Source organism: Laedolimicola sp. (assembly GCF_051972735.1).
Classification (GTDB): Bacteria; Bacillota; Clostridia; order Lachnospirales; family Lachnospiraceae; genus Laedolimicola; species Laedolimicola intestinihominis.
In genome coordinates, this window is record NZ_JBOKYU010000010.1 from 38,397 (window position 1) to 56,747 (window position 18,351).

General features: G+C 51.6%; 14 protein-coding genes, 1 tRNA gene and 1 riboswitch. All 15 genes read right to left on the minus strand.

Features of this window, described 5'->3' with window-relative positions; genetic code table 11:
- Positions 1 to 1,233 (minus strand): tyrosine--tRNA ligase, encoded by a 1,233-nt coding sequence (gene tyrS / locus ACTRC3_RS04350; RefSeq protein ID WP_440321826.1) that lies wholly within the window; start codon positions 1,231 to 1,233, stop codon positions 1 to 3.
- Between the two features lie 424 nt (positions 1,234 to 1,657).
- On the minus strand, positions 1,658 to 2,446 hold the full coding sequence (locus ACTRC3_RS04355) for an ABC transporter ATP-binding protein (protein ID WP_158362186.1): 789 nt from the start codon (positions 2,444 to 2,446) through the stop codon (positions 1,658 to 1,660).
- A 12-nt stretch (positions 2,447 to 2,458) separates the two neighbouring features.
- Positions 2,459 to 3,517 carry a FecCD family ABC transporter permease gene (locus tag ACTRC3_RS04360; protein WP_440321828.1) on the minus strand — a complete coding sequence of 353 codons (1,059 nt, stop codon included), beginning with the start codon at positions 3,515 to 3,517 and terminating at the stop codon, positions 2,459 to 2,461.
- Positions 3,518 to 3,592: 75 nt separating this feature from the next.
- The gene (locus ACTRC3_RS04365; RefSeq protein ID WP_440321830.1) at positions 3,593 to 4,654 is read right to left on the minus strand and encodes an ABC transporter substrate-binding protein; all 1,062 of its coding nucleotides are present in this window, start codon (positions 4,652 to 4,654) and stop codon (positions 3,593 to 3,595) included.
- Positions 4,655 to 4,791: 137 nt separating this feature from the next.
- Positions 4,792 to 5,009, minus strand: a riboswitch (cobalamin riboswitch).
- A gap of 161 nt (positions 5,010 to 5,170) precedes the next feature.
- Positions 5,171 to 5,242: transfer RNA gene (locus tag ACTRC3_RS04370), tRNA-Glu, on the minus strand.
- A gap of 149 nt (positions 5,243 to 5,391) precedes the next feature.
- Positions 5,392 to 6,606 carry a CapA family protein gene (locus tag ACTRC3_RS04375; RefSeq protein WP_440321832.1) on the minus strand — a complete coding sequence of 405 codons (1,215 nt, stop codon included), beginning with the start codon at positions 6,604 to 6,606 and terminating at the stop codon, positions 5,392 to 5,394.
- Between the two features lie 156 nt (positions 6,607 to 6,762).
- A complete protein-coding gene (locus tag ACTRC3_RS04380; RefSeq protein ID WP_440321834.1) occupies positions 6,763 to 7,125 on the minus strand; it encodes a PqqD family protein in 363 nt (120 codons plus the stop codon).
- Complete coding sequence (locus ACTRC3_RS04385; RefSeq protein ID WP_440321845.1) at positions 7,126 to 9,048, minus strand: OPT family oligopeptide transporter; 1,923 nt, start codon at positions 9,046 to 9,048, stop codon at positions 7,126 to 7,128.
- Between the two features lie 257 nt (positions 9,049 to 9,305).
- Complete coding sequence (gene rnhA / locus ACTRC3_RS04390; protein ID WP_440321836.1) at positions 9,306 to 9,782, minus strand: ribonuclease HI; 477 nt, start codon at positions 9,780 to 9,782, stop codon at positions 9,306 to 9,308.
- 80 nt (positions 9,783 to 9,862) lie between these two features.
- Entirely contained in the window at positions 9,863 to 11,230 is a 1,368-nt protein-coding gene (locus tag ACTRC3_RS04395; protein WP_440321837.1) for an NCS2 family permease, read from the minus strand.
- Positions 11,231 to 11,392: 162 nt separating this feature from the next.
- Positions 11,393 to 12,874 carry a stage IV sporulation protein A gene (spoIVA, locus tag ACTRC3_RS04400; RefSeq protein ID WP_440321839.1) on the minus strand — a complete coding sequence of 494 codons (1,482 nt, stop codon included), beginning with the start codon at positions 12,872 to 12,874 and terminating at the stop codon, positions 11,393 to 11,395.
- Between the two features lie 64 nt (positions 12,875 to 12,938).
- Complete coding sequence (locus ACTRC3_RS04405) at positions 12,939 to 14,474, minus strand: PucR family transcriptional regulator (protein WP_440321840.1); 1,536 nt, start codon at positions 14,472 to 14,474, stop codon at positions 12,939 to 12,941.
- Between the two features lie 179 nt (positions 14,475 to 14,653).
- Positions 14,654 to 15,505 (minus strand): bifunctional 5,10-methylenetetrahydrofolate dehydrogenase/5,10-methenyltetrahydrofolate cyclohydrolase, encoded by an 852-nt coding sequence (locus tag ACTRC3_RS04410; protein ID WP_440321841.1) that lies wholly within the window; start codon positions 15,503 to 15,505, stop codon positions 14,654 to 14,656.
- A gap of 23 nt (positions 15,506 to 15,528) precedes the next feature.
- The gene (locus ACTRC3_RS04415) at positions 15,529 to 16,158 is read right to left on the minus strand and encodes a cyclodeaminase/cyclohydrolase family protein (protein WP_349164219.1); all 630 of its coding nucleotides are present in this window, start codon (positions 16,156 to 16,158) and stop codon (positions 15,529 to 15,531) included.
- Positions 16,159 to 16,327: 169 nt separating this feature from the next.
- Positions 16,328 to 18,019: a formate--tetrahydrofolate ligase gene (locus ACTRC3_RS04420; RefSeq protein WP_349164220.1), complete on the minus strand. Its 1,692-nt coding sequence runs from the start codon at positions 18,017 to 18,019 to the stop codon at positions 16,328 to 16,330.
- Between the last annotated feature and the right edge of the window lie 332 nt (positions 18,020 to 18,351).

Here is an 18,351-nt window from a genome sequence, read left to right on the forward strand (position 1 = left end):
TTAATCAGCCTTTACCTTGTGGTATACCTTCTTACCCTTGCGAAGCACCAACGCTCCGTCGGCGTCCATATCGCCCGTGGTAAATTTCTGGTACACATCTGTTACCTTTACATCATTAACCGTCACGCCGCCCTGCTGTACCAGACGTCTCGCCTCGGAACGGGTGGGAGCAAGCTTGGTCTCCACCAGAAGCGTCAGGATATCCTTACCCTCGTCCAGCTCGGCCTTCGCGTAGGTGGTGGTGGGCATATCGTCGGTCTTGCCGCCGTTGGCGAACAGGGCTCTTGCAGCCTCCTGTGCTTTCTTAGCTTCTTCCTCGCCGTGTACAATCTTGGTGATCTCGTATGCCAGAACCTCTTTTGCATGATTGATTTCCGCGCCCTCCAGAGCTCCCAGGCGACGAACCTCGTCCATCGGCAGGAAGGTCAGAAGTCCCAGACACTCCTCTACCTTCACGTCTTCGATATTTCTCCAGTACTGGTAAAACTCGTAGGGAGAGGTTTTCTCCGGATCAAGCCACACGGCGCCCTTCATGGTCTTGCCCATCTTGATGCCCTCGCTGGTGGTCAGAAGCTTGAAGGTCAGACCGTATGCCGGCTTATTCTCTTTTCTGCGGATCAGCTCTACGCCGCCGATGATATTGGACCACTGGTCATTGCCGCCCAGCTCCATCTGGCAGCCGTACATCTGGTTCAGCTTCAGGAAATCGTAGGACTGCATGATCATGTAGTTAAACTCAAAGAAGGTCAGTCCCTTCTCCATTCTCTGCTTGTAGCACTCCGCGTTCAGCATCCGGTTTACGGAGAAATGCGCTCCCACCTCACGCAGGAAATCCACATAATTCAGATCCAGCAGCCAGTCCGCGTTATTGGCCAGAATCGCGTTGTCGTTGTCAAAGTTGATGAAACGGGACAGCTGATTCTTGAAACATTCTGCATTGTGCTGGATGGTTTCCTTTGTCATGATCTTACGCATATCGGACTTACCGGAGGGATCGCCTACCATGGTAGTTCCGCCGCCTAAAAGGGCGATGGGACGATGTCCTGCCCGCTGCATGTGCATCATGGCCATGATGGTCAGGAAATGTCCTGCGGTCAGGCTGTCTGCAGTGGCGTCAAAGCCGATGTAAAAGGTTACTTTTTCCTTTCCGAGGAGCTCTCTTACCTCCTCCGGATGGGTACACTGCTCGATGAAGCCGCGCTCCATGAGTACGTCATAAATATTTTCTGCCATGTTCTCTTCCTCCTAATTAGAAATTCTCTCTGCTGTGCAAACCCTGGCTTTTTCAAAGCCAGGGTTCACGGGCTTCGTGCAAAAAACCCTCATCCTTTCTTAAAAGGACGAGGGTTACGCTCGTGTTACCACCTTTTTTTCATAAACAGCTCGCGCTGCTTACCTCTTCAAGTGCCAGCTATCGACACTCTAGCACGCTAACGGGTGCGGGATTCCGTCGCAGCCTACTTCCTGCCCCGGAAAACTGCTTCCGGAAATGGGTTCGGTACGAAGCTCGGGGATGTATTCAAAATCAGGAGATACGCGCGCCTCTCATCGCCCGGCTGCTTTCTGTCCGCTCCCTCCGACTTCTACTTGTTCCCGTCAAAGCCTTTTGGTTTATGTGTAAATCTGCGTTTATTATAGGCAGGGGAAACTGGTTTTGTCAAGCCCTTTTTCCGCTTTTTATCCAGCCCGGCAGATAATAGATCTGCCGTTTTCCCGTGGCCGTATTGGTTGTGATCTGCGCTTCGATTCCAAAGTACTCCCGGATATTTTCTTTTGTGAGCACCTCTTCCGGCGTACCGTAATCCACAATCTTCCCCTGATACATGAAAATAATCCGATCGCAGTACAGGGCCGCCAGATTCAGGTCATGAATAGATGAAAATACCGTCACGTCCTGCCCCTTTAAAATATCCATAATCTGATACTGATAGCTCACATCCAGATGGTTCGTGGGCTCATCCAGCACAATAAAGGCACTCTCCTGCATCAGCACCCGGGCCAGCAGCACACGCTGCTTCTCGCCGCCGGACAGGCTTAAGTAGGAACGGTGCTCGTAGCCGGACAGTCCCACTTCCTTCAGGCATTTTTCACAGAGCTTCTTGTCCTCCGCCGAATCCCCCTGCAGGAATTTTTTCTTGGCGTACCGGCCGAACATGACCATATCCCGCACCTCGAAATCAAACTCCACATGATTTTCCTGGGCCATGACTGCCATTTCCCCGGCCATTTTTTTGAAGGAAAAATCCAGCACATCCTTTTCATTCAGAAAAACGGTACCCCGGCCCGGCTTGTAGGTTCGGTAGATATTTTTGAGAAGCGTAGATTTGCCGCAGCCATTGGGACCAACCAGGCCCACAAACTCGCCGTCCTGCACTTCCAGGCAGATTTGTTCCAGAATGCTTTTTCCGTCTATCTGATAATCCAGATTTTTTACCTGTAAACTCATACTCTGCCTCCTCTACTTTTTTCCCATATTGCCCCGGCGAATCAGATACAGGAAGAAGGGCGCGCCGAAAAAGGCCGCCACCACGCCTATGGGCAATTCAGACGGAGCAATGATGGTGCGTGAAATCAGATCGGTAAGCATTGTGAAGAGTCCTCCTCCCAGAATCGCCATGGGGATCAGCCGTCTGTGTCCGGATCCCACAAAGCTTCGCATAATATGGGGTACAACCAGTCCCACAAATCCGATAACGCCGCTGACGGATACCACAACGCCGGTCAGGATCGTGGAAGCCGCAATAATAACCAGTTTCATTTTACGGGTATCCACACCCAGAGTTTCCGCCACGTCGTCGCCCAGAAGCAATACATCCAGCTCCTTCGCGAACAGGAAAATGACCACGATTACCACAACGCCAACCACCACCACATATCTCAGCTTGCTCCAGGTGGCTCCGCTTAAGGATCCTACCATCCAATAGAGCGCCATCTTCGTCTTATCCGATCCCGTATTGATTCCGTATACCATCAGATTGGTAAAGGCTGAAAACAGGGCGGAAGTCGCGATACCCGCCAGCACCAGCTGCGTCGAGGTAATCCGGCCATGAATGGAGGCGATACTTAAAGACAGACAGATGGAGACAGCCGCTCCCATGGTAGCGCCAAAGATAACGGAATATCCGCCCATAAAGCTGAACCAACCAAGCAGGATGGCACAGACTGCTCCGGCAGAAGCTCCGGAGGAGATACCCAGTACATAGGGATCTGCCAGGGGATTCTTGGTCAGCGCCTGCATCAGGACGCCGCACAGCGCCAGTCCCGCACCTACGATAAAGGCCATCAGCACGCGGGGAAACCGGATATTCCAGATGATATTTTCCGTCTTGCCCTCCCAGGCAATTCGAAAGATATCCTTCCCAGAGATTTTATTTACCAGAATTTTTCCAATATCGCCTGCTGAGACGTTCACTGCGCCGATGGTTACGGATATGGTCAATACCGCGGCAATCAGCAGCAATACCAGCAGCAGCGTCACAAGGAAGCGGCCTTTGCCCGATTTTACTGTTCCTTTCATAGATTCCTCCTTCGTGAACACAAATAGAATGAGCAAGAAAAACGGGGAGCTTTCACTCCCCTGTCTTTCCCCCTGTTAGAATTTATCCGGATACAGCTGCTCTGCAATGGTCTTAACCGCGTTGGCGCTTCCTGCGCTACCCTGCATATCGCTGCAGCATACGGAGTAGATTCTGCCTTCCTTTACGGCGCGCAGATCCTTGGTGAATTCATTGGTCTCCAGGAACTCCCGCTTCTCTGCTACATCGTCTCCGGTATACTCCAGAATCAGAATCACGTCCGGATCACGCTCTACTACTTCCTCCCAGGAGGGCTTTGCCCAGCCTGCTTCGATATCATCGAAGATGGAGATACCGCCGGCCTTCTTGATGATGTCGCCCGGCATGCCCTGGCAAGCGGTAAACGGTACATCCTCTCCGGAATCATAAGCAAATACTTTTACCGGATTCTCATAGGCCTCATCACCCAGAGCGTCCTGCACCTCCTGCAGGGTATCCTTCATAGCCTGTACCTTCTCAGCTGCCAGATCCTGCACCTTGAAGATCTCGCCCAGAGTTTCGTAGTCCTTATACAGATCCGCAAAGGTTGCGCTGTCTGTGCATACATACGGGAAATACATGGCGATACCATTCTCATCGCAGAAATCCTTGTTGAAATTCTTATCGGAAAATGTGGAATCCCAGCCCATCAGGAAATCGCAGCCGGTTGCCAGCAGCTCTTCCTTGGACAGATTTGTCAGGCCTTCGCCCGGGTTCATCAGCTGGGGAACCTGATCGCGGGCCGGATACTCGGAAGCCGTACTCCAGCAAAAGCCCTTGGTATAGCCTGCCATCTGATCCTGCAATCCCAGATCAAAGAAAAAATCTGCCATCTGGTCACCGGAAGCTACCACAGCGGAGGGCATTTTGGTGATGGTGTACTCTACGTTCTCACCCAGTCCGGAACGCTCCAGGTTCAGGGTAATGGTAACCGGCTCATAGGCGTCGTCTGCGTCTGCAGTCTCCTTTGTCTCGTCGGCGCTTTCGGCAGCCTCTGTGTTCTCCTCTGTTGTGGTGTCCGCTGCCTTGGAACCACAGCCTGCCAGCAGGCCTGCCGCGAGACAGGTACTTAAGAGTACGCTTACTACTTTCTTCTTCATGTTTCTTCTCCTTCGTTCTGTAAAATGATTCGTCCATAAAAAAAGCACCACCCAATCACTTCTGATCAGATGATGCACCCGTATTCGGCATCCGGACGCACTGCGCCCTCTATCTTTCGCAAATGTCATGGACCGTGACAGCAAAAGCAGAATAAGCAGGTCTTCTGACTTACGCCGGCCTTTTTTGTCTTCCTTCTTCCCGTCCCGTACCATTTCCTGTACCTTACGGACAGTGAAGGAAAACGGCCCTGAAACTTTGCGCTTACAGCGGCGGCACCGCACAGGATTTACACCTGTTTCCCTTTTCACCGGCCCAACATTTCTGTTAGTCGGCACTCACTCCGTTAAATATATAACATATTTTTTCTTTTCTTGTCAAGCATCAAATATTGTTAATCCATGCCAGTTTCTTCCACTTCTCCACAGTGCGATAATATTTTTTATGTAACAGGGGATTCCATAGGAATTTCCTGTTGCATAAAACAAAAAGCTCCTGGATAACCAGAAGCTTTTCAGCAGTCGATAGGGGAATCGAACCCCTGTTTTCGCCGTGAGAGGGCGACGTCTTAACCGCTTGACCAATCGACCATTTCCTTATTCTTTTGTGCCGCTCGCTTGCGACTTGTTTAGTATATAATAAGACAAGGGGAAATGCAAGTGTTTTTTTCAAAATTTTTAATTTCTTTATTTTTCACGTATTTTTTATATTTTTCTGATAATTTATACATCTTTTTTTCTTACTCCCTGACGCTTCCATCTTCCCCTATCGTAACGCCGCCGAAGCACAGCCCCTGCAGATTTCCATAGAAGGCTGCCCGCTCACTGCCATCCATCAGTCCCATCTGGTTGGCCGTACTGACACAGGGAATCACCCTTACCTCTATGCCGTCGTCTGTAATGGTCAGCTCTGCCATCATGGTTTCGTAGGTCCGGTTCGCGAAAATAAAATTGCCCAGGCTATAAAAAATCGGTTTTCCCTGATAATATTCAATCCCCTGCAGCACATGGGGGTGCGCGCCAATTACAGCGTCTGCCCCGGCGTCGATATACTGGCGGGCCAAGGACTTCTGATACTCCTCCGGCTCTGTGTTCCGCTCGATTCCCCAATGGACATAGACCACTACATAGTCGCACTGCTGCTTCGCCGCCTGTATCTCCCCCAGAAGCTTCGTCGGATCATAGGTGGTAAAGAGACCGGAATTGCTCTGAGACGCAGTCCAGGAATGCTCCGGAATCACACGGGTGGCTCCCAGAAAGCCAATGACCCGTCCGCCTGCCTCCATGGTTTTCAGAGCCTTTGCCTCCTCCAGGTTCTGCCCTGCTCCCACATGGAGAATGCCCGCTCCGTCCAGTGCCGTTAATGTCTCGGCAAGCGGCCCTCTGCCGAAATCCAGCATATGATTATTGGCCAGGGTCACGATATCTGCCCCCAGCTCCGGTAATACAGATGCATATTTGGGATCCACCCGGAAGGTATATTGCTTATCTTCCATTGCCTCACCGGTAGTTCCAAAAGGAAATTCCTGATTCAGCATGAAGATATCGGCGCCGCGGGTAATGGAAAGCAAATCTGATGTGGCCGCTGCAGAAATGCCATTTCGCTCGTATTTTTCCTGTAAAACATCAGTCAGAAACAGGTCGCCTGCAAACAATAAGGCAACATCCTCTTTCCGGTTCTCTCCATCCGAGGCTTCTGCACCTTCCGATTCCTCTGCCCAAGCTTCAGAGGCTTCTGATTTTCCGGACGGCGTCAACACATGTACGGTCGGTACTTCCACTGACAGCTTTCCTGTTTTCTCAGTGTCCGCATTTTCCAGGGAATCCATCCCTGCATCCGCCAAAGCCTCCGCGCTTTTCCCGGGCGCAGAAAAGCCTTCCGCCGCCCACAATGCGCCGCCTACAAGGAGCGCCATGAGAACTGCCAGAATACTTATCTGAATGTATTTTATCATTTCCCTGTAAAAAGATCTTTTCCGTCCCGCCATGGATTCCGTCCCTTCGCTGCCGCCGTCCATTTTATCTGATATCTATTTTACCCGTTTCCAAAGAAAAAGGCAACAGCCCTCCGGGAGGAAGGACTGCTGCCAATTCTTAATATTTCCTGATCTCTATGCTTGTTTCTTTTTCTCCAGCGGAGTACTGTATCCGATATAATGGTTCTGATACAGAATCTGGAAAAACTTCGTAAGGCGCGGAAGAAGCGGCTCCGCCTCCTCGCCGTAGCATTCCTTTACCAGAAAGCTGATGTCGTAGATGGTCCGCTGGCCGTCCATCTGCTGCCATACAAAGCTGCCGTACTCGTCCAGACTGATATAGCTGACCTTCGGCCGCTTGAAAAACTTCTGTGCCAGCCAATTATAGAAGCCTTTGTTCTGTACTTCTATCTCCACCAGCTTCTTTTCATTCAACTTCCAGCTGTAGCCCGGCGCGCAGACCGGCACAAAATCCAGATAATTCTTTTTTTTCTTCATTTATTTCTTCTTTCTGCCAATGGTGACCTTGAACAGGGTCGCGGTCAGCAGGGCAAAGAAAATCAGACCGCCGATATTGCCGTTGAGCGGGGTTCTGGAAAGAATGGTATCGCCCATCGCGTCGCCCAGGGAACCATTTGCCATGGGGATGATCGCGAAGACTGCCAGCAGGATACCTACCAGGCCCTCGCCTGCGATCAGACCGGAGCAATACAGTACGCCGTTGTCGATCATATCTTTCTTTGCCTTCTCGTCCATGCCCTTCTTCTTTTCCAGGAACAGACGAACCAGACCGCCGATCATCATCGGAGTGCTCAGATGAATCGGCAGATACAGACCTACGGCGAAGGGAAGTACCGGGATACCCAGGACTTCCACTACGATACCGATAAACGCGCCTGCAAATACCAGGGTCCAGGGCAGGTTGCCGCCCATAACGCCCTCTACGATCATCTTCATCAGAGTCGCCTGGGGAGCCGGAAGCTCGGTGGAACCGTAGCCCCATGCTGCATTCAGCAGGTACAGGATCGCGCCGATGGCCACTGCGGATGCTACCACACCGATGAGCTCACCGATCTGCTGACGCCAGGGTGTAGCGCCTACGATGTAACCGGTCTTCAGGTCCTGAGAGGTATCTCCGGCAATCGCTGCTGTGATACAGATCACAGAACCGATAGCGATAGCTGCTGTCATACCAGCCTGGCCTACCTGACCGGTCGCCTTCAGGATCATAGCGGTTACCAGAAGCGTCGCGATGGTCATACCGGATACCGGGTTGTTGCTGCTTCCGATCAGACCTACCATACGGGAGGATACGGTTGCAAAGAAGAAACCGAAAATCACGATCAGAATTGCGCTGAACAGATTCACCGGAACAATCGGGATCAGCCAGATCAGCAGGGCCAGAGCTACTACGCCAAGGATGATAGCCTTCATCGGAAGGTCTTTGTCTGTACGCAGATCGCTTCCTGCATTGCCCTTGCCGTAGCCCTTCATGGCGTCGCGGAAGGTGCGAACGATCAGCGGCAGGGACTTGATCAGGCTGATGACTCCGCCCGCTGCTACGGCGCCTGCGCCGATGTATTTGATGTAGTTGCTCCAGATAGCGAAGGAACCGTCTGCCGCGTACAGCTCAGCGACGCTTACACTCGCCGGGAACAGGGTGACATTCTGACCGAACAGAACGATCAGCGGCATCAGCACGAACCAGCCCAGTACACCACCTGCGAACAGGTAGGAAGAAATCTTGGTTCCGCAGATATAGCCGACGCCAAGCAGAGCCGGAAGTACGTCGATACCGACGCCGGATCCCTTGTAAGCCGGAATCTCATAATGAACCTCGCTGGGAAACAGCTTCAGGCCGTCTGTGACGAACTTGTAAGCTGCTGCCAGACCCAGACCCTTGAATACGATACCGGCCTTCTCTCCGCCTTCCTCACCTGCCAGAAGTACCTCCGCGCAAGCCTGCCCTTCCGGATAGGGAAGTACGCCGTGTTCCTGCACAATCAGTGCTTTCCGCAGCGGAACCATGAACAGAACGCCCAGGCTGCCGCCGATAGCTGCGATGATGGCGATCTCTACCAGAGACGGAGCACTGGTGCCCCACTCGCTGGCCCACAGGAACAGAGCCGGCATGGTGAAGATAGCGCCTGCGGCTACGGACTCACCGGCGGAACCGATGGTCTGTACCATATTGTTCTCAAGAACAGAATCCTTTTTCAGGATGACACGGATGACACCCATGGAAATAACTGCCGCCGGAATAGACGCGGAAACAGTCATACCAACTCTCAGTCCCAGGTAAGCGTTTGCGCCGCCGAACAGAACAGCCAGCAGAATACCGAGAATGACAGAGGTCGCCGTAAACTCCGGAAGAGACTTCTCAGCCGGAATGTAAGGCTTAAAATTGTTATCACTCATAATTACTCTCCTTTTCTTCTCTTTCCGGTCTGTTTCTCCCGTCAGCACCGAAAAGGCAGTGATTTTGCTATTTTAGCATAACAGAGCAGCTTTTCGCAATCCCTTCTTCGCATTTTCTTAAGATTTCCACCATTTCCCGTAAGATATTCTACCTTCTTTTTCCATTTATGTAACAAATAAAAGCAGATGTCCGGTATTTCTGTATTTTTCTACCACACATCTGCTCTGTTATTTTATTTCCCTACTATTATAATAAGAAATCAGTCATTCAGTCCCTCGTCCTCTATCAGTCCGTCCCCGTCCGCCGCCGTGGTAGCCAGCTGATCGCAGCGCTCGTTCTGCGGATGACCGTCATGGCCTTTGACCCAGATAAATTCCACCTGATGGGGCTCCTTCGCCTTTAAAAGCCGCTTCCAGAGGTCCACGTTTTTCACTGGTCCGGAGCTGCCCTTCCAGTTCTTTTTCAGCCAGGAATCCACCCAGCGCTTATTGAAGGCGTCCGTCACATATTTGGAATCCGAATAGAGCTCCACCCGGCAGGGACGCGTCAGCGCTTCCAGACCTGTGATAACTGCCATCAGCTCCATCCGGTTATTGGTGGTTTTCTTATAGCCCTGGCTGTACTCCCTCTCATGGAGCTGCCCCTTACTGTCCGTATAATGCAGCACCACGCCGTAGCCGCCCGGTCCGCCCGGGTTGCCGCGGGCCGCGCCGTCGGTGTATATCTTTACAAGCATATTCTTACTCCTCTCCACTGTACGCTGCATTTTTCTCCACGTCTAACTGCGTACTGTCTGTAATTTGCCTTCCGCTCTCCTTAAATCAGGAAATATTTCAGCAGGAACAGCACAGCCAGTACATACATAACAATACTGATCTTCTTCTCCTTTGCCTTGCCTGTGGCTATATTCAGCACCACGTAAGAGATAACTCCCATGGAGATTCCCTCGGAAATGCTGTAGAAGAACGGCATAGCCGCGATACAGATAAAGGCCGGAATACCCTCGCCAAAATCGCTGAAATCAATCAGACCCACCTGATTTACCATGTAAAAGCCTACGACGATCAGGGCCGGAGCCGTCGCAAAGGACGGGATAGCCAGGAAAATCGGGGAAAGCAGCAGAGCCAGCGCGAAAAGTACCGCGGTGGTCATGGCCGTCAGGCCGGTTCTTCCGCCCTCGGATACGCCGGAGGCGCTCTCTACGAAGGTGGTGGTGGTAGAAGTTCCAAGAAGAGCTCCTACCGTGGTTCCCACTGCGTCTGCCATCAGCGCGCCCTTGATGTTCGGAAGCTTACCGTCCTTATCCAGCATGTCCGCCTTGGAAGCTACGCCAATCAGGGTTCCCAGGGTATCAAACATATCCACAAACAGGAACGCGAATACAATGACGATGAACTGGCTGAACGGAATCGCCGTAAAGTTCAGCTTGCAGAAAATCGGTGCCAGACTCGGAATGGAGATTCCGGCTGAAAAATCCGGAAGCAGGTTATAGAAGCCGATCTCCGGATTCGGAACATAAATGCCTGTGAGCTGGCAGATAATACCCAAAATCCAGGTGGCAAGAATGCCCCAGAGAATATTGCCCTTTACGTTCTTAATGACCAGAACAGAAGTGATCAGAACGCCTAAAATCGCCAGGAATACGGTGATTCCCACGTCATGCATGGTGCCTCCCTCTACGGCGTCCAGGGAGAAGAACTCTACCAGAGTCGCTCCGCCTACAACGATCTTGGCATTCTGCAGTCCGATAAACGCGATAAAGAAGCCGATACCTACGGATACGGCCTTTTTCAGGTTGGTCGGAATGGAGTTGAAAATCGCCTCACGGATATTGAACAGAGACAGCAGGATGAAAATCACACCCTCCACAAATACGGCTGCCAGAGCTGCCTGCCACGGATATCCCATACCGATGACTACCGTATACGCAAAATAAGCGTTCAGTCCCATACCGGGCGCCAGCGCAAACGGATAATTTGCAAACAGAGCCATGCACACGGTACCGATCACCGCTGCCAGAACCGTCGCAGTGAAAATCGCTCCCTGGTCCATTCCCGTCGCGCCAAGGACACTGGGATTCACTGCCAGGATATACGCCATGGTCATAAATGTGGTGATACCTGCCAGAATCTCCGTTTTCACTGTGGTATGATTCTCTTTCAGTTTAAACAACTTTTCTAACATTGTTTCCCTCCTAATATCTTGTAGTGTACAAAGAACACAGTTACAAGTGTAGCATAGATACATGTTCCGGTAAACTGTTTTTATCAGGAAGGTCCACTTTTCACGGCCAAAAGACCGGAATCTCCTCCCGGCAGATCCCGATCTTCCTGTTCCGGCATTCTCTCAGATAATGATACACACCAGCCCGCCGGTGCTTTCATTTACAATCTTCTGCATGGTATCCTGAAGCTTCACCTGGCTTTCATCCCCAATCTGATAAATCTTGCTGCGGATGCCGTCCTCTACCAGCTCCTCCACGGACTTGCCAAAGATATTTGTATTCCAGATTCCTTCCCCGCTCCCGGCGCTGTCCTTCAGATAGGTAATCAAATCCTGGGCCTGATCCTCATTTCCTACGATAGGCGCAATCTCGGTCTCAATGTTGGCCCGGATCAGGTGGATACTGGGAGCTACGGAACGAATTTTTACGCCGTACTTGCTCCCCTGGTGAATCAGCTCCGGCTCCTCCAGAGTGATTTCCGCCTTCTCCGGCAGCATGACGCCATAGCCCTTTTGCCGCACGGCCCGAAGCGCCGTCTCTGCCTTCTCGTACTCCCGTTTCATCCGGGACAACTCTTTCAAAAGGGCTATCAGCTCATATTCATCCGGAATCTCACTGCCGGTCAGCTCGCCCAGCAGCTCGTAATAATATTTCTCATCCACATCGAACTGCACCCGGGCGCTGCCGCTGTCCAGCCGCACCTCCTTAAGCACAGCCCGCTGAATATACGCGCTGTCCAGCTCCAGATTCTCCTGCTTCATATCCCGGATAGTCTGAAGGCGCTCTGCCATTTCCCGGATATGGGCAATCATATCCTGCCTGATTTTATGCTCCGGCGGCAGCATTTCCGTCCAACGGGGCGCGAAAAATTCCACGCGCACCAGCGGGAACGCGTAGAGAAGCTGGGTCAGAATCTTCGTCACATCCTCTTTTTTAAGCTGCGCGCAGTTCACCGGCAGCACCGCCACGCCGTATTTCTCCTGCAGGGCAGTCGCCTCCGTGGTCACGGGCTCGCTGTAGGGCTTTTCCGAATTCAGCAGAATCAGGAACGGCTTCCCCAGGTTCTTAAGCTCCGCCACGGTCCGCTCCTCCGCCTCTATGTAATTGGCCCGGGGAATGTCGCCAAAGGAACCGTCGCAGGTCACCACGATGCCCACCGTGGCATGCTCGGCAATCACCTTCCTGGTCCCTATCTCCGCGGCTTCTGAAAATGGAATCTCTTCTTCCATCCAGGGTGTCTTCACCATGCGCTCGGCCCCGTCCTCGATATGCCCCTCGCTTCCGGGCACCAGAAAGCCCACGCAGTCAATCATCCGAAGCTTCATTTCCACATCCTCGGAAATCCGCACGCTGGCCGCTTCCTTGGGAATAAATTTGGGCTCCGTGGTCATAATCGTCTTGCCCGCCGCCGACTGGGGCAGTTCATCCCGGGTTCTGGTCCGTTCATGCTCATCCGCTATCCCCGGCAGCACGCACAAATCCATAAAATGCTTGATAAAGGTGGATTTTCCGGTCCGCACCGGCCCCACCACCCCCAGATAAATCTCGCCTCCCGTCCGGGTCTGGATATCCTGATACAGATTATATTCGGAATTTTTGTCCATAAAAATACCCCTTCCATATATGCTGTTAAAATATATGCAAGGGGTATGCTTTCTATTCAGTTTCCTATTTCTGTTCCTCCTGCTCCAGAATCCGGAAGGTCATCATCACATAGAGAAGCGTGTCGTAATCATTCAAATCCAGCTTCACCAGCTCTTCAATCTTTTCCATCCGGTATAAAAAGGTACTTCGGTGGATAAACAGCTTCTTTGCGGTCTGTACTGCGTTCAGCTGACTCTCCACATAGGTCTTCAGGGTATGATAATAATCTGTGTGATGTGCCTCGTCGTAGGCCTGCAGCTTCAAAATCCGATCTGAGCAGACCAGACGCACCGGAAGCTCTGAGCTGCTTCGCTCCAGCACGTAGTCCAGGGCCACCTCGTCGAAACGGTAAATCCAGCGATAGGGCTTTCTCCTGCAGCCCACATCCAGAGCTGTCACCGCCTGCCGGTAATAGGCATCCAACTGCTCAAAGCCTGTAAATTCATTGCTGACCCCGGCCTTTAAAAAAGTATCCTTCAGAAAGCTCACCATTTTCTCCAGCACCTCCTCCGCTCCGCTCTCCATCAGCGTCAGGTTGACGAAAATGGCGATATTATTTTCATACTGGAAGGCGCAGCTTCCACATTTTCCCAGCATACTTTCCATGTGTTTGCAAATGAATCGGACGGTCATATTGGCCCAGTCCAGGGAATTGACCTTCAGGCTGACACAGAAATAGCGATGCGTCGCCAGCCAGCCGAATTCCGAAAACCATTTTTCAGCGCTCTTATTGTCACGACCCGGATTGGACAGTATATCGGATAGGATACGATCCAGCCGGTGCCCGATTTCCACCCGGGAATCAATTAAGCGGGCCAGGGCCGTCTGAATATAGGCAGACAGATATTCCAGAAGCGCGCCGTCATAGGACTTGAACCGACTTAAGCTTTCCACCATCATAATCTGATAAATAAACTGAGCATTTTCAAATAGATTCACGCGAAGAGTCCGGGCTCCGGTGATGTATTCCGGCAGGTAGTATGCCCCCCGCTTTTTCCGCTGGTTCAGGATGCGCTTGCCGTTCTGGTACTCATCGCTGGACTGAATGACAGAATCCAAATCCACCAGGCTGGACAACTCCTCCCGGGTATCAATGACGCTGGAATAGCCGATAACAAAATAGTCGGCGGAGCTTACGATAATGGGATTCAGGAAGATCCGGAAGCTCTCGTCCAGAAGTTCCTGAATATTGTCAGCCTGTCGTGTCAGCTCCTGAAGGCGCTTCTCCCACCGGTCGTAATAATCGAAAATCCGCTGAATTTCATTCAGAAGCGTAAAGGGCGACGTCTCATCAATAACCTGAAAAACCTGGCCGTCGTTCTCGGTATTTCTTGTATGTACCTTACCCATGCAGAACAGTACTGTCCGCTCCGGAACCACCAGCATCTCCGCCGCGCCCGGCTTCTGGGTATAAATATAGATTTTATCCGGCTGCATCTCGTCTCCGTCGTCGTAAAATAAGACCTGCTCCAGATGCAGTTCATCGGACAGGGCCTTTTTGTTCTGTAGTCCGAATTTGGATTTTAACTTATCTGCCAGGATAGCGGTGCTCAGTTTCATAATGAGAAATACCTCCTCTTTGGTATCGTCATACATAGTGTACGAAAACCTGCCCCAAAAGTCAACCTGCAGGACCTGCCACTGGCAACAAAAAACAGCCCTAAGCAGGATTTTGAGGGGACACCTCATTTTTTCCCGCCCGGGCCGTCTCTTAACCGGCTATGTAAGCCGCTTTTTCTTTACATATATTTTCTCTTAGCTGCCTCTACCACATGTCCAACCAGCACGGAAGTGGTTACGCTTCCAACGCCGCCCGGTACCGGAGTGATAGCGTCTACGATAGGCTCAACCTCTGCGTAAGCTACGTCGCCGCAAAGCTTGCCCTCTGCATTTACATTGATTCCCACATCAATAACCGTCTGGCCCGGAGCTACGTAATCCTTGGTTACAACGCCTGCGCGGCCTGCTGCCACGATCAGGATATCTGCCTCGCGCGCTACGCTGGGCATATCCACAGTCTTGGTGTGGCATACGGTTACGGTTGCGTTCTTCTTGATAAGCATCATAGCTGCCGGCTTTCCAACAACCAGGGAACGTCCGATTACTACTGCCTTCTTGCCTGTGCAGTCGATTCCGTAATGGTCCAGAATCTCCATACATGCCTGCGGTGTACAGGGCGGGAAGCCTACAGCCTTGCCTGTAAATACGCCGGACATGGAACCGTCGGTCATACAGTCTACGTCCTTAGCCGGGTCAAGGGCATTCTCAATCTCAGTCTGGTTCAGGTGCTTCGGAAGCGGACGGAACAGCAGAACGCCGTGAATGCTGTCGTCCTTATTTACCTTATCAACTGCTGCCAGAACCTGCTCCTGGGTAGCGTCTGCCGGAAGCAGAATCTTCTCACATGCTACGCCCAGAGTCTCGCAGCGCTTGGTTGCGCCTCTCTCATAGGAGATGTCGCTCTCGTTTTCACCTACACGGATGATTCCCAGTGTGGGGTTGATTCCCTTTTCCTTCAATGCTGCCACATCTGCTTTGATGCGCTCGTTCAGTGCTGCTGTTACTTCTTTTCCTAATAACTGCTTTGCCATTTTTTTATTTCCTTCCTTTTATTTTATCTCAGTCTCGCTGTGACGCTTGCGAAAATATCATCCGCAATCTTGGTGTACTTTTCAAGCATAGCATCCGCCTTGGCGTTCAGCTCTGCCGCGTACTCCTTGTCCGCCATGGACTTGGTGTTGATAAATACATTCAGGGAAGCACCCTGAAGAGCCGCCTTGCAGAACGCAGCGCCTACGCCTGCATCACTGATAGCAAGAGCAGAACCCTTTGCCGCAAACTCTACGATAAGATCCAGCGCCTCACAGCACTTCTCCATGATCTCCATGGGTACAGAGCAGGCGTCCTTCAGCACGATCGCCATGACACGCGCCTTCTCAGCCTTCTCCTCCTCGGTCTCACGGGGCATGCCGTAAGCCTTGGCCAGGGGCTCGAAAACTTCTGCGTCTCTCTCAATCAGACGAAGGAAATCCTTCTGAAGAGCCGTCGCCTTCTCCTTCAGCGCGTACATCTCTTCCTCTACGTCTGCGTACTTCTTCTTACCTACGGTCAGGCTGCCTACCATGTTGCCCAGGGCAGTGCCCACTGCGCCTACCAGTGCGGATGCTCCGCCGCCGCCCGGAACGGGAGCCTTGGAAGCCAGTACTTCTACAAATTCATCACATCTGCTGGTTGAAAATCCCATATCGTTCTCCTTTATGTATCAAAATGATATTCCAATTATACCATACATTTCCCTATGCGCACAAGTGGGAAGGGCCTGATGGTCCTTCCCTTGTGTCTATTTATTTAGGTTTATAATGGGTAGCTATTCTATAGAAACGCTGTTCAAGCGTTTCCTGCGCCGGATTTTCTTAGAACAGTCCGCTGATCTTTCCGGTCTCGTCTACATCGATTCTCTCTGCAGCCGGTACCTTCGGCAGACCAGGCATGGTCATGATTTCGCCGGTCAGGGCTACGATGAAGCCTGCGCCCGCGGAAATCTTCAGGTTACGAACGGTTACCTCGAAGTCCTTCGGAGCGCCCAGCTTGGTCTGGTCGTCAGTCAGGCTGTACTGTGTCTTAGCTACACAGATCGGGCAGTTGCCAAAGCCCATAGCCTCGAGCTGCTTTGCCTGCTTCTGAGCGTTTGCGGTCAAGACAACTCTCTTGCCGCCGTAGATCTTGGTTACGATAGCGTTCAACTTATCCTCAATGCTGGTTCCCTCAAGCTCGTAGGAGTATGTAAACTGATCGTTGGGCTGCTCGCAGAGACGTACCACTTCTTCTGCAAGAGCTACGCCGCCTTCGCCGCCTTTTGCCCATACTTCGGACAGAACGACATTTACACCCAGCTCCTTGCACTTCTTCTCTACCAGGTCAAGCTCTGCCTTGGTATCGGTCGGGAATGCGTTGATAGCAACTACGCAGGGAAGCTTGTATACGTTGGTGATGTTGCTTACGTGCTTCAGCAGGTTCGGAAGACCAGCCTCCAGAGCCTCCAGGTTCTCATTGTTCAGGTCTGCCTTCGGAACGCCGCCGTTGTACTTCAGAGCACGTACAGTCGCTACGATAACAACTGCGTTCGGCTTCAGTCCTGCCATACGGCACTTGATATCCAGGAACTTCTCAGCACCCAGGTCAGCGCCGAAGCCTGCCTCTGTGATGGTGTAATCAGCCAGGTTCAGGCACATCTTGGTAGCGGTTACAGAGTTGCAGCCGTGAGCGATGTTCGCAAAGGGTCCGCCGTGTACGATAGCCGGTACATGCTCCAGAGTCTGTACCAGGTTCGGCTTCAGAGCGTCCTTCAGAAGAGCTGCCATAGCGCCCTGTGCGTTCAGATCGCCAGCGGTAACCGGCTTCTGCTCGGAAACCTTTCCGTATGTATATCCGATGATAATTCTTGCAAGTCTTTCCTTCAGGTCTGTGATGTCCTTAGCCAGACACAGAACAGCCATAATCTCGGATGCTACGGTGATATCGTAGCCGTCCTCTCTCGGCATACCGTTGGTCTTTCCGCCAAGTCCGTCTACTACGTTACGCAGCTGACGGTCATTCATATCTACGCATCTTCTCCAGGTAATCTTTCTTGGGTCGATGTTCAGAGCGTTGCCCTGGAAGATATGGTTATCAATCATCGCTGCCAGCAGGTTGTTGGCTGCGCCGATAGCGTGGAAGTCGCCGGTGAAGTGAAGGTTGATATCCTCCATCGGAACTACCTGTGCGTATCCGCCGCCTGCTGCTCCGCCCTTTACGCCGAATACCGGTCCCAGGGACGGCTCACGAAGGGCTACCATAACCTTTTTGCCAATCTTCTGCATACCGTCTGCCAGGCCTACGGATGTGGTAGTCTTTCCTTCTCCTGCCGGAGTCGGGTTGATAGCGGTCACCAGAACCAGCTTGCCGTTTTCAGCCGGTTTCTCCTTCAGCAGATTGTAGTCAATTTTTGCTTTGTACTTTCCGTACTGCTCCAGATATTTGTCGTCGATACCTGCCTTTGCCGCGATGTCAGTAATCGGCAGCATCTCTGTTTCCTGTGCGATTTCGATGTCAGTTTTGAATCCCATTGTAAAACTTCTCCTTTCATAGTTATCGGCCCTTCTGCGGCCGACGTCTGTGGTTTTTTTGTAGATAATTTAACAAGTGATTCATTCGTATCTCTTATCTACTATGTGTCCTATTATAGTGTTCTCTTTCAAAATCAGCAATCATACACTTTGTTGAATATTGATATTCTTTTCACGAACTTGCTTTTTTCTGCTTTTCCGCTATCTTTCGCACTTTTCGCAGAAACTTTACCTGTTCTTTTCCATTTCTTTTCTGTTTTTCTATGGGAAACGGCATTTTTCATCCGACATATTGTATAAAATCCATTTCGTAAAGTCTTACTTTATATATT

Coding starts and splice junctions, on each gene's coding strand:
- rnhA (WP_440321836.1), bottom strand. CDS start 9,782: ATGCTTGTAAAGATATACACCGACGGCGCGGCCCGCGGCAACCCGGGC.
- ACTRC3_RS04395 (WP_440321837.1), bottom strand. CDS start 11,230: ATGTTAGAAAAGTTGTTTAAACTGAAAGAGAATCATACCACAGTGAAA.
- ACTRC3_RS04405 (WP_440321840.1), bottom strand. CDS start 14,474: ATGAAACTGAGCACCGCTATCCTGGCAGATAAGTTAAAATCCAAATTC.
- ACTRC3_RS04355 (WP_158362186.1), bottom strand. CDS start 2,446: ATGAGTTTACAGGTAAAAAATCTGGATTATCAGATAGACGGAAAAAGC.
- ACTRC3_RS04410 (WP_440321841.1), bottom strand. CDS start 15,505: ATGGCAAAGCAGTTATTAGGAAAAGAAGTAACAGCAGCACTGAACGAG.
- ACTRC3_RS04420 (WP_349164220.1), bottom strand. CDS start 18,019: ATGGGATTCAAAACTGACATCGAAATCGCACAGGAAACAGAGATGCTG.
- spoIVA (WP_440321839.1), bottom strand. CDS start 12,874: ATGGACAAAAATTCCGAATATAATCTGTATCAGGATATCCAGACCCGG.
- ACTRC3_RS04415 (WP_349164219.1), bottom strand. CDS start 16,158: ATGGGATTTTCAACCAGCAGATGTGATGAATTTGTAGAAGTACTGGCT.
- ACTRC3_RS04365 (WP_440321830.1), bottom strand. CDS start 4,654: ATGAAGAAGAAAGTAGTAAGCGTACTCTTAAGTACCTGTCTCGCGGCA.
- ACTRC3_RS04360 (WP_440321828.1), bottom strand. CDS start 3,517: ATGAAAGGAACAGTAAAATCGGGCAAAGGCCGCTTCCTTGTGACGCTG.
- tyrS (WP_440321826.1), bottom strand. CDS start 1,233: ATGGCAGAAAATATTTATGACGTACTCATGGAGCGCGGCTTCATCGAG.
- ACTRC3_RS04380 (WP_440321834.1), bottom strand. CDS start 7,125: ATGAAGAAAAAAAAGAATTATCTGGATTTTGTGCCGGTCTGCGCGCCG.
- ACTRC3_RS04375 (WP_440321832.1), bottom strand. CDS start 6,606: ATGATAAAATACATTCAGATAAGTATTCTGGCAGTTCTCATGGCGCTC.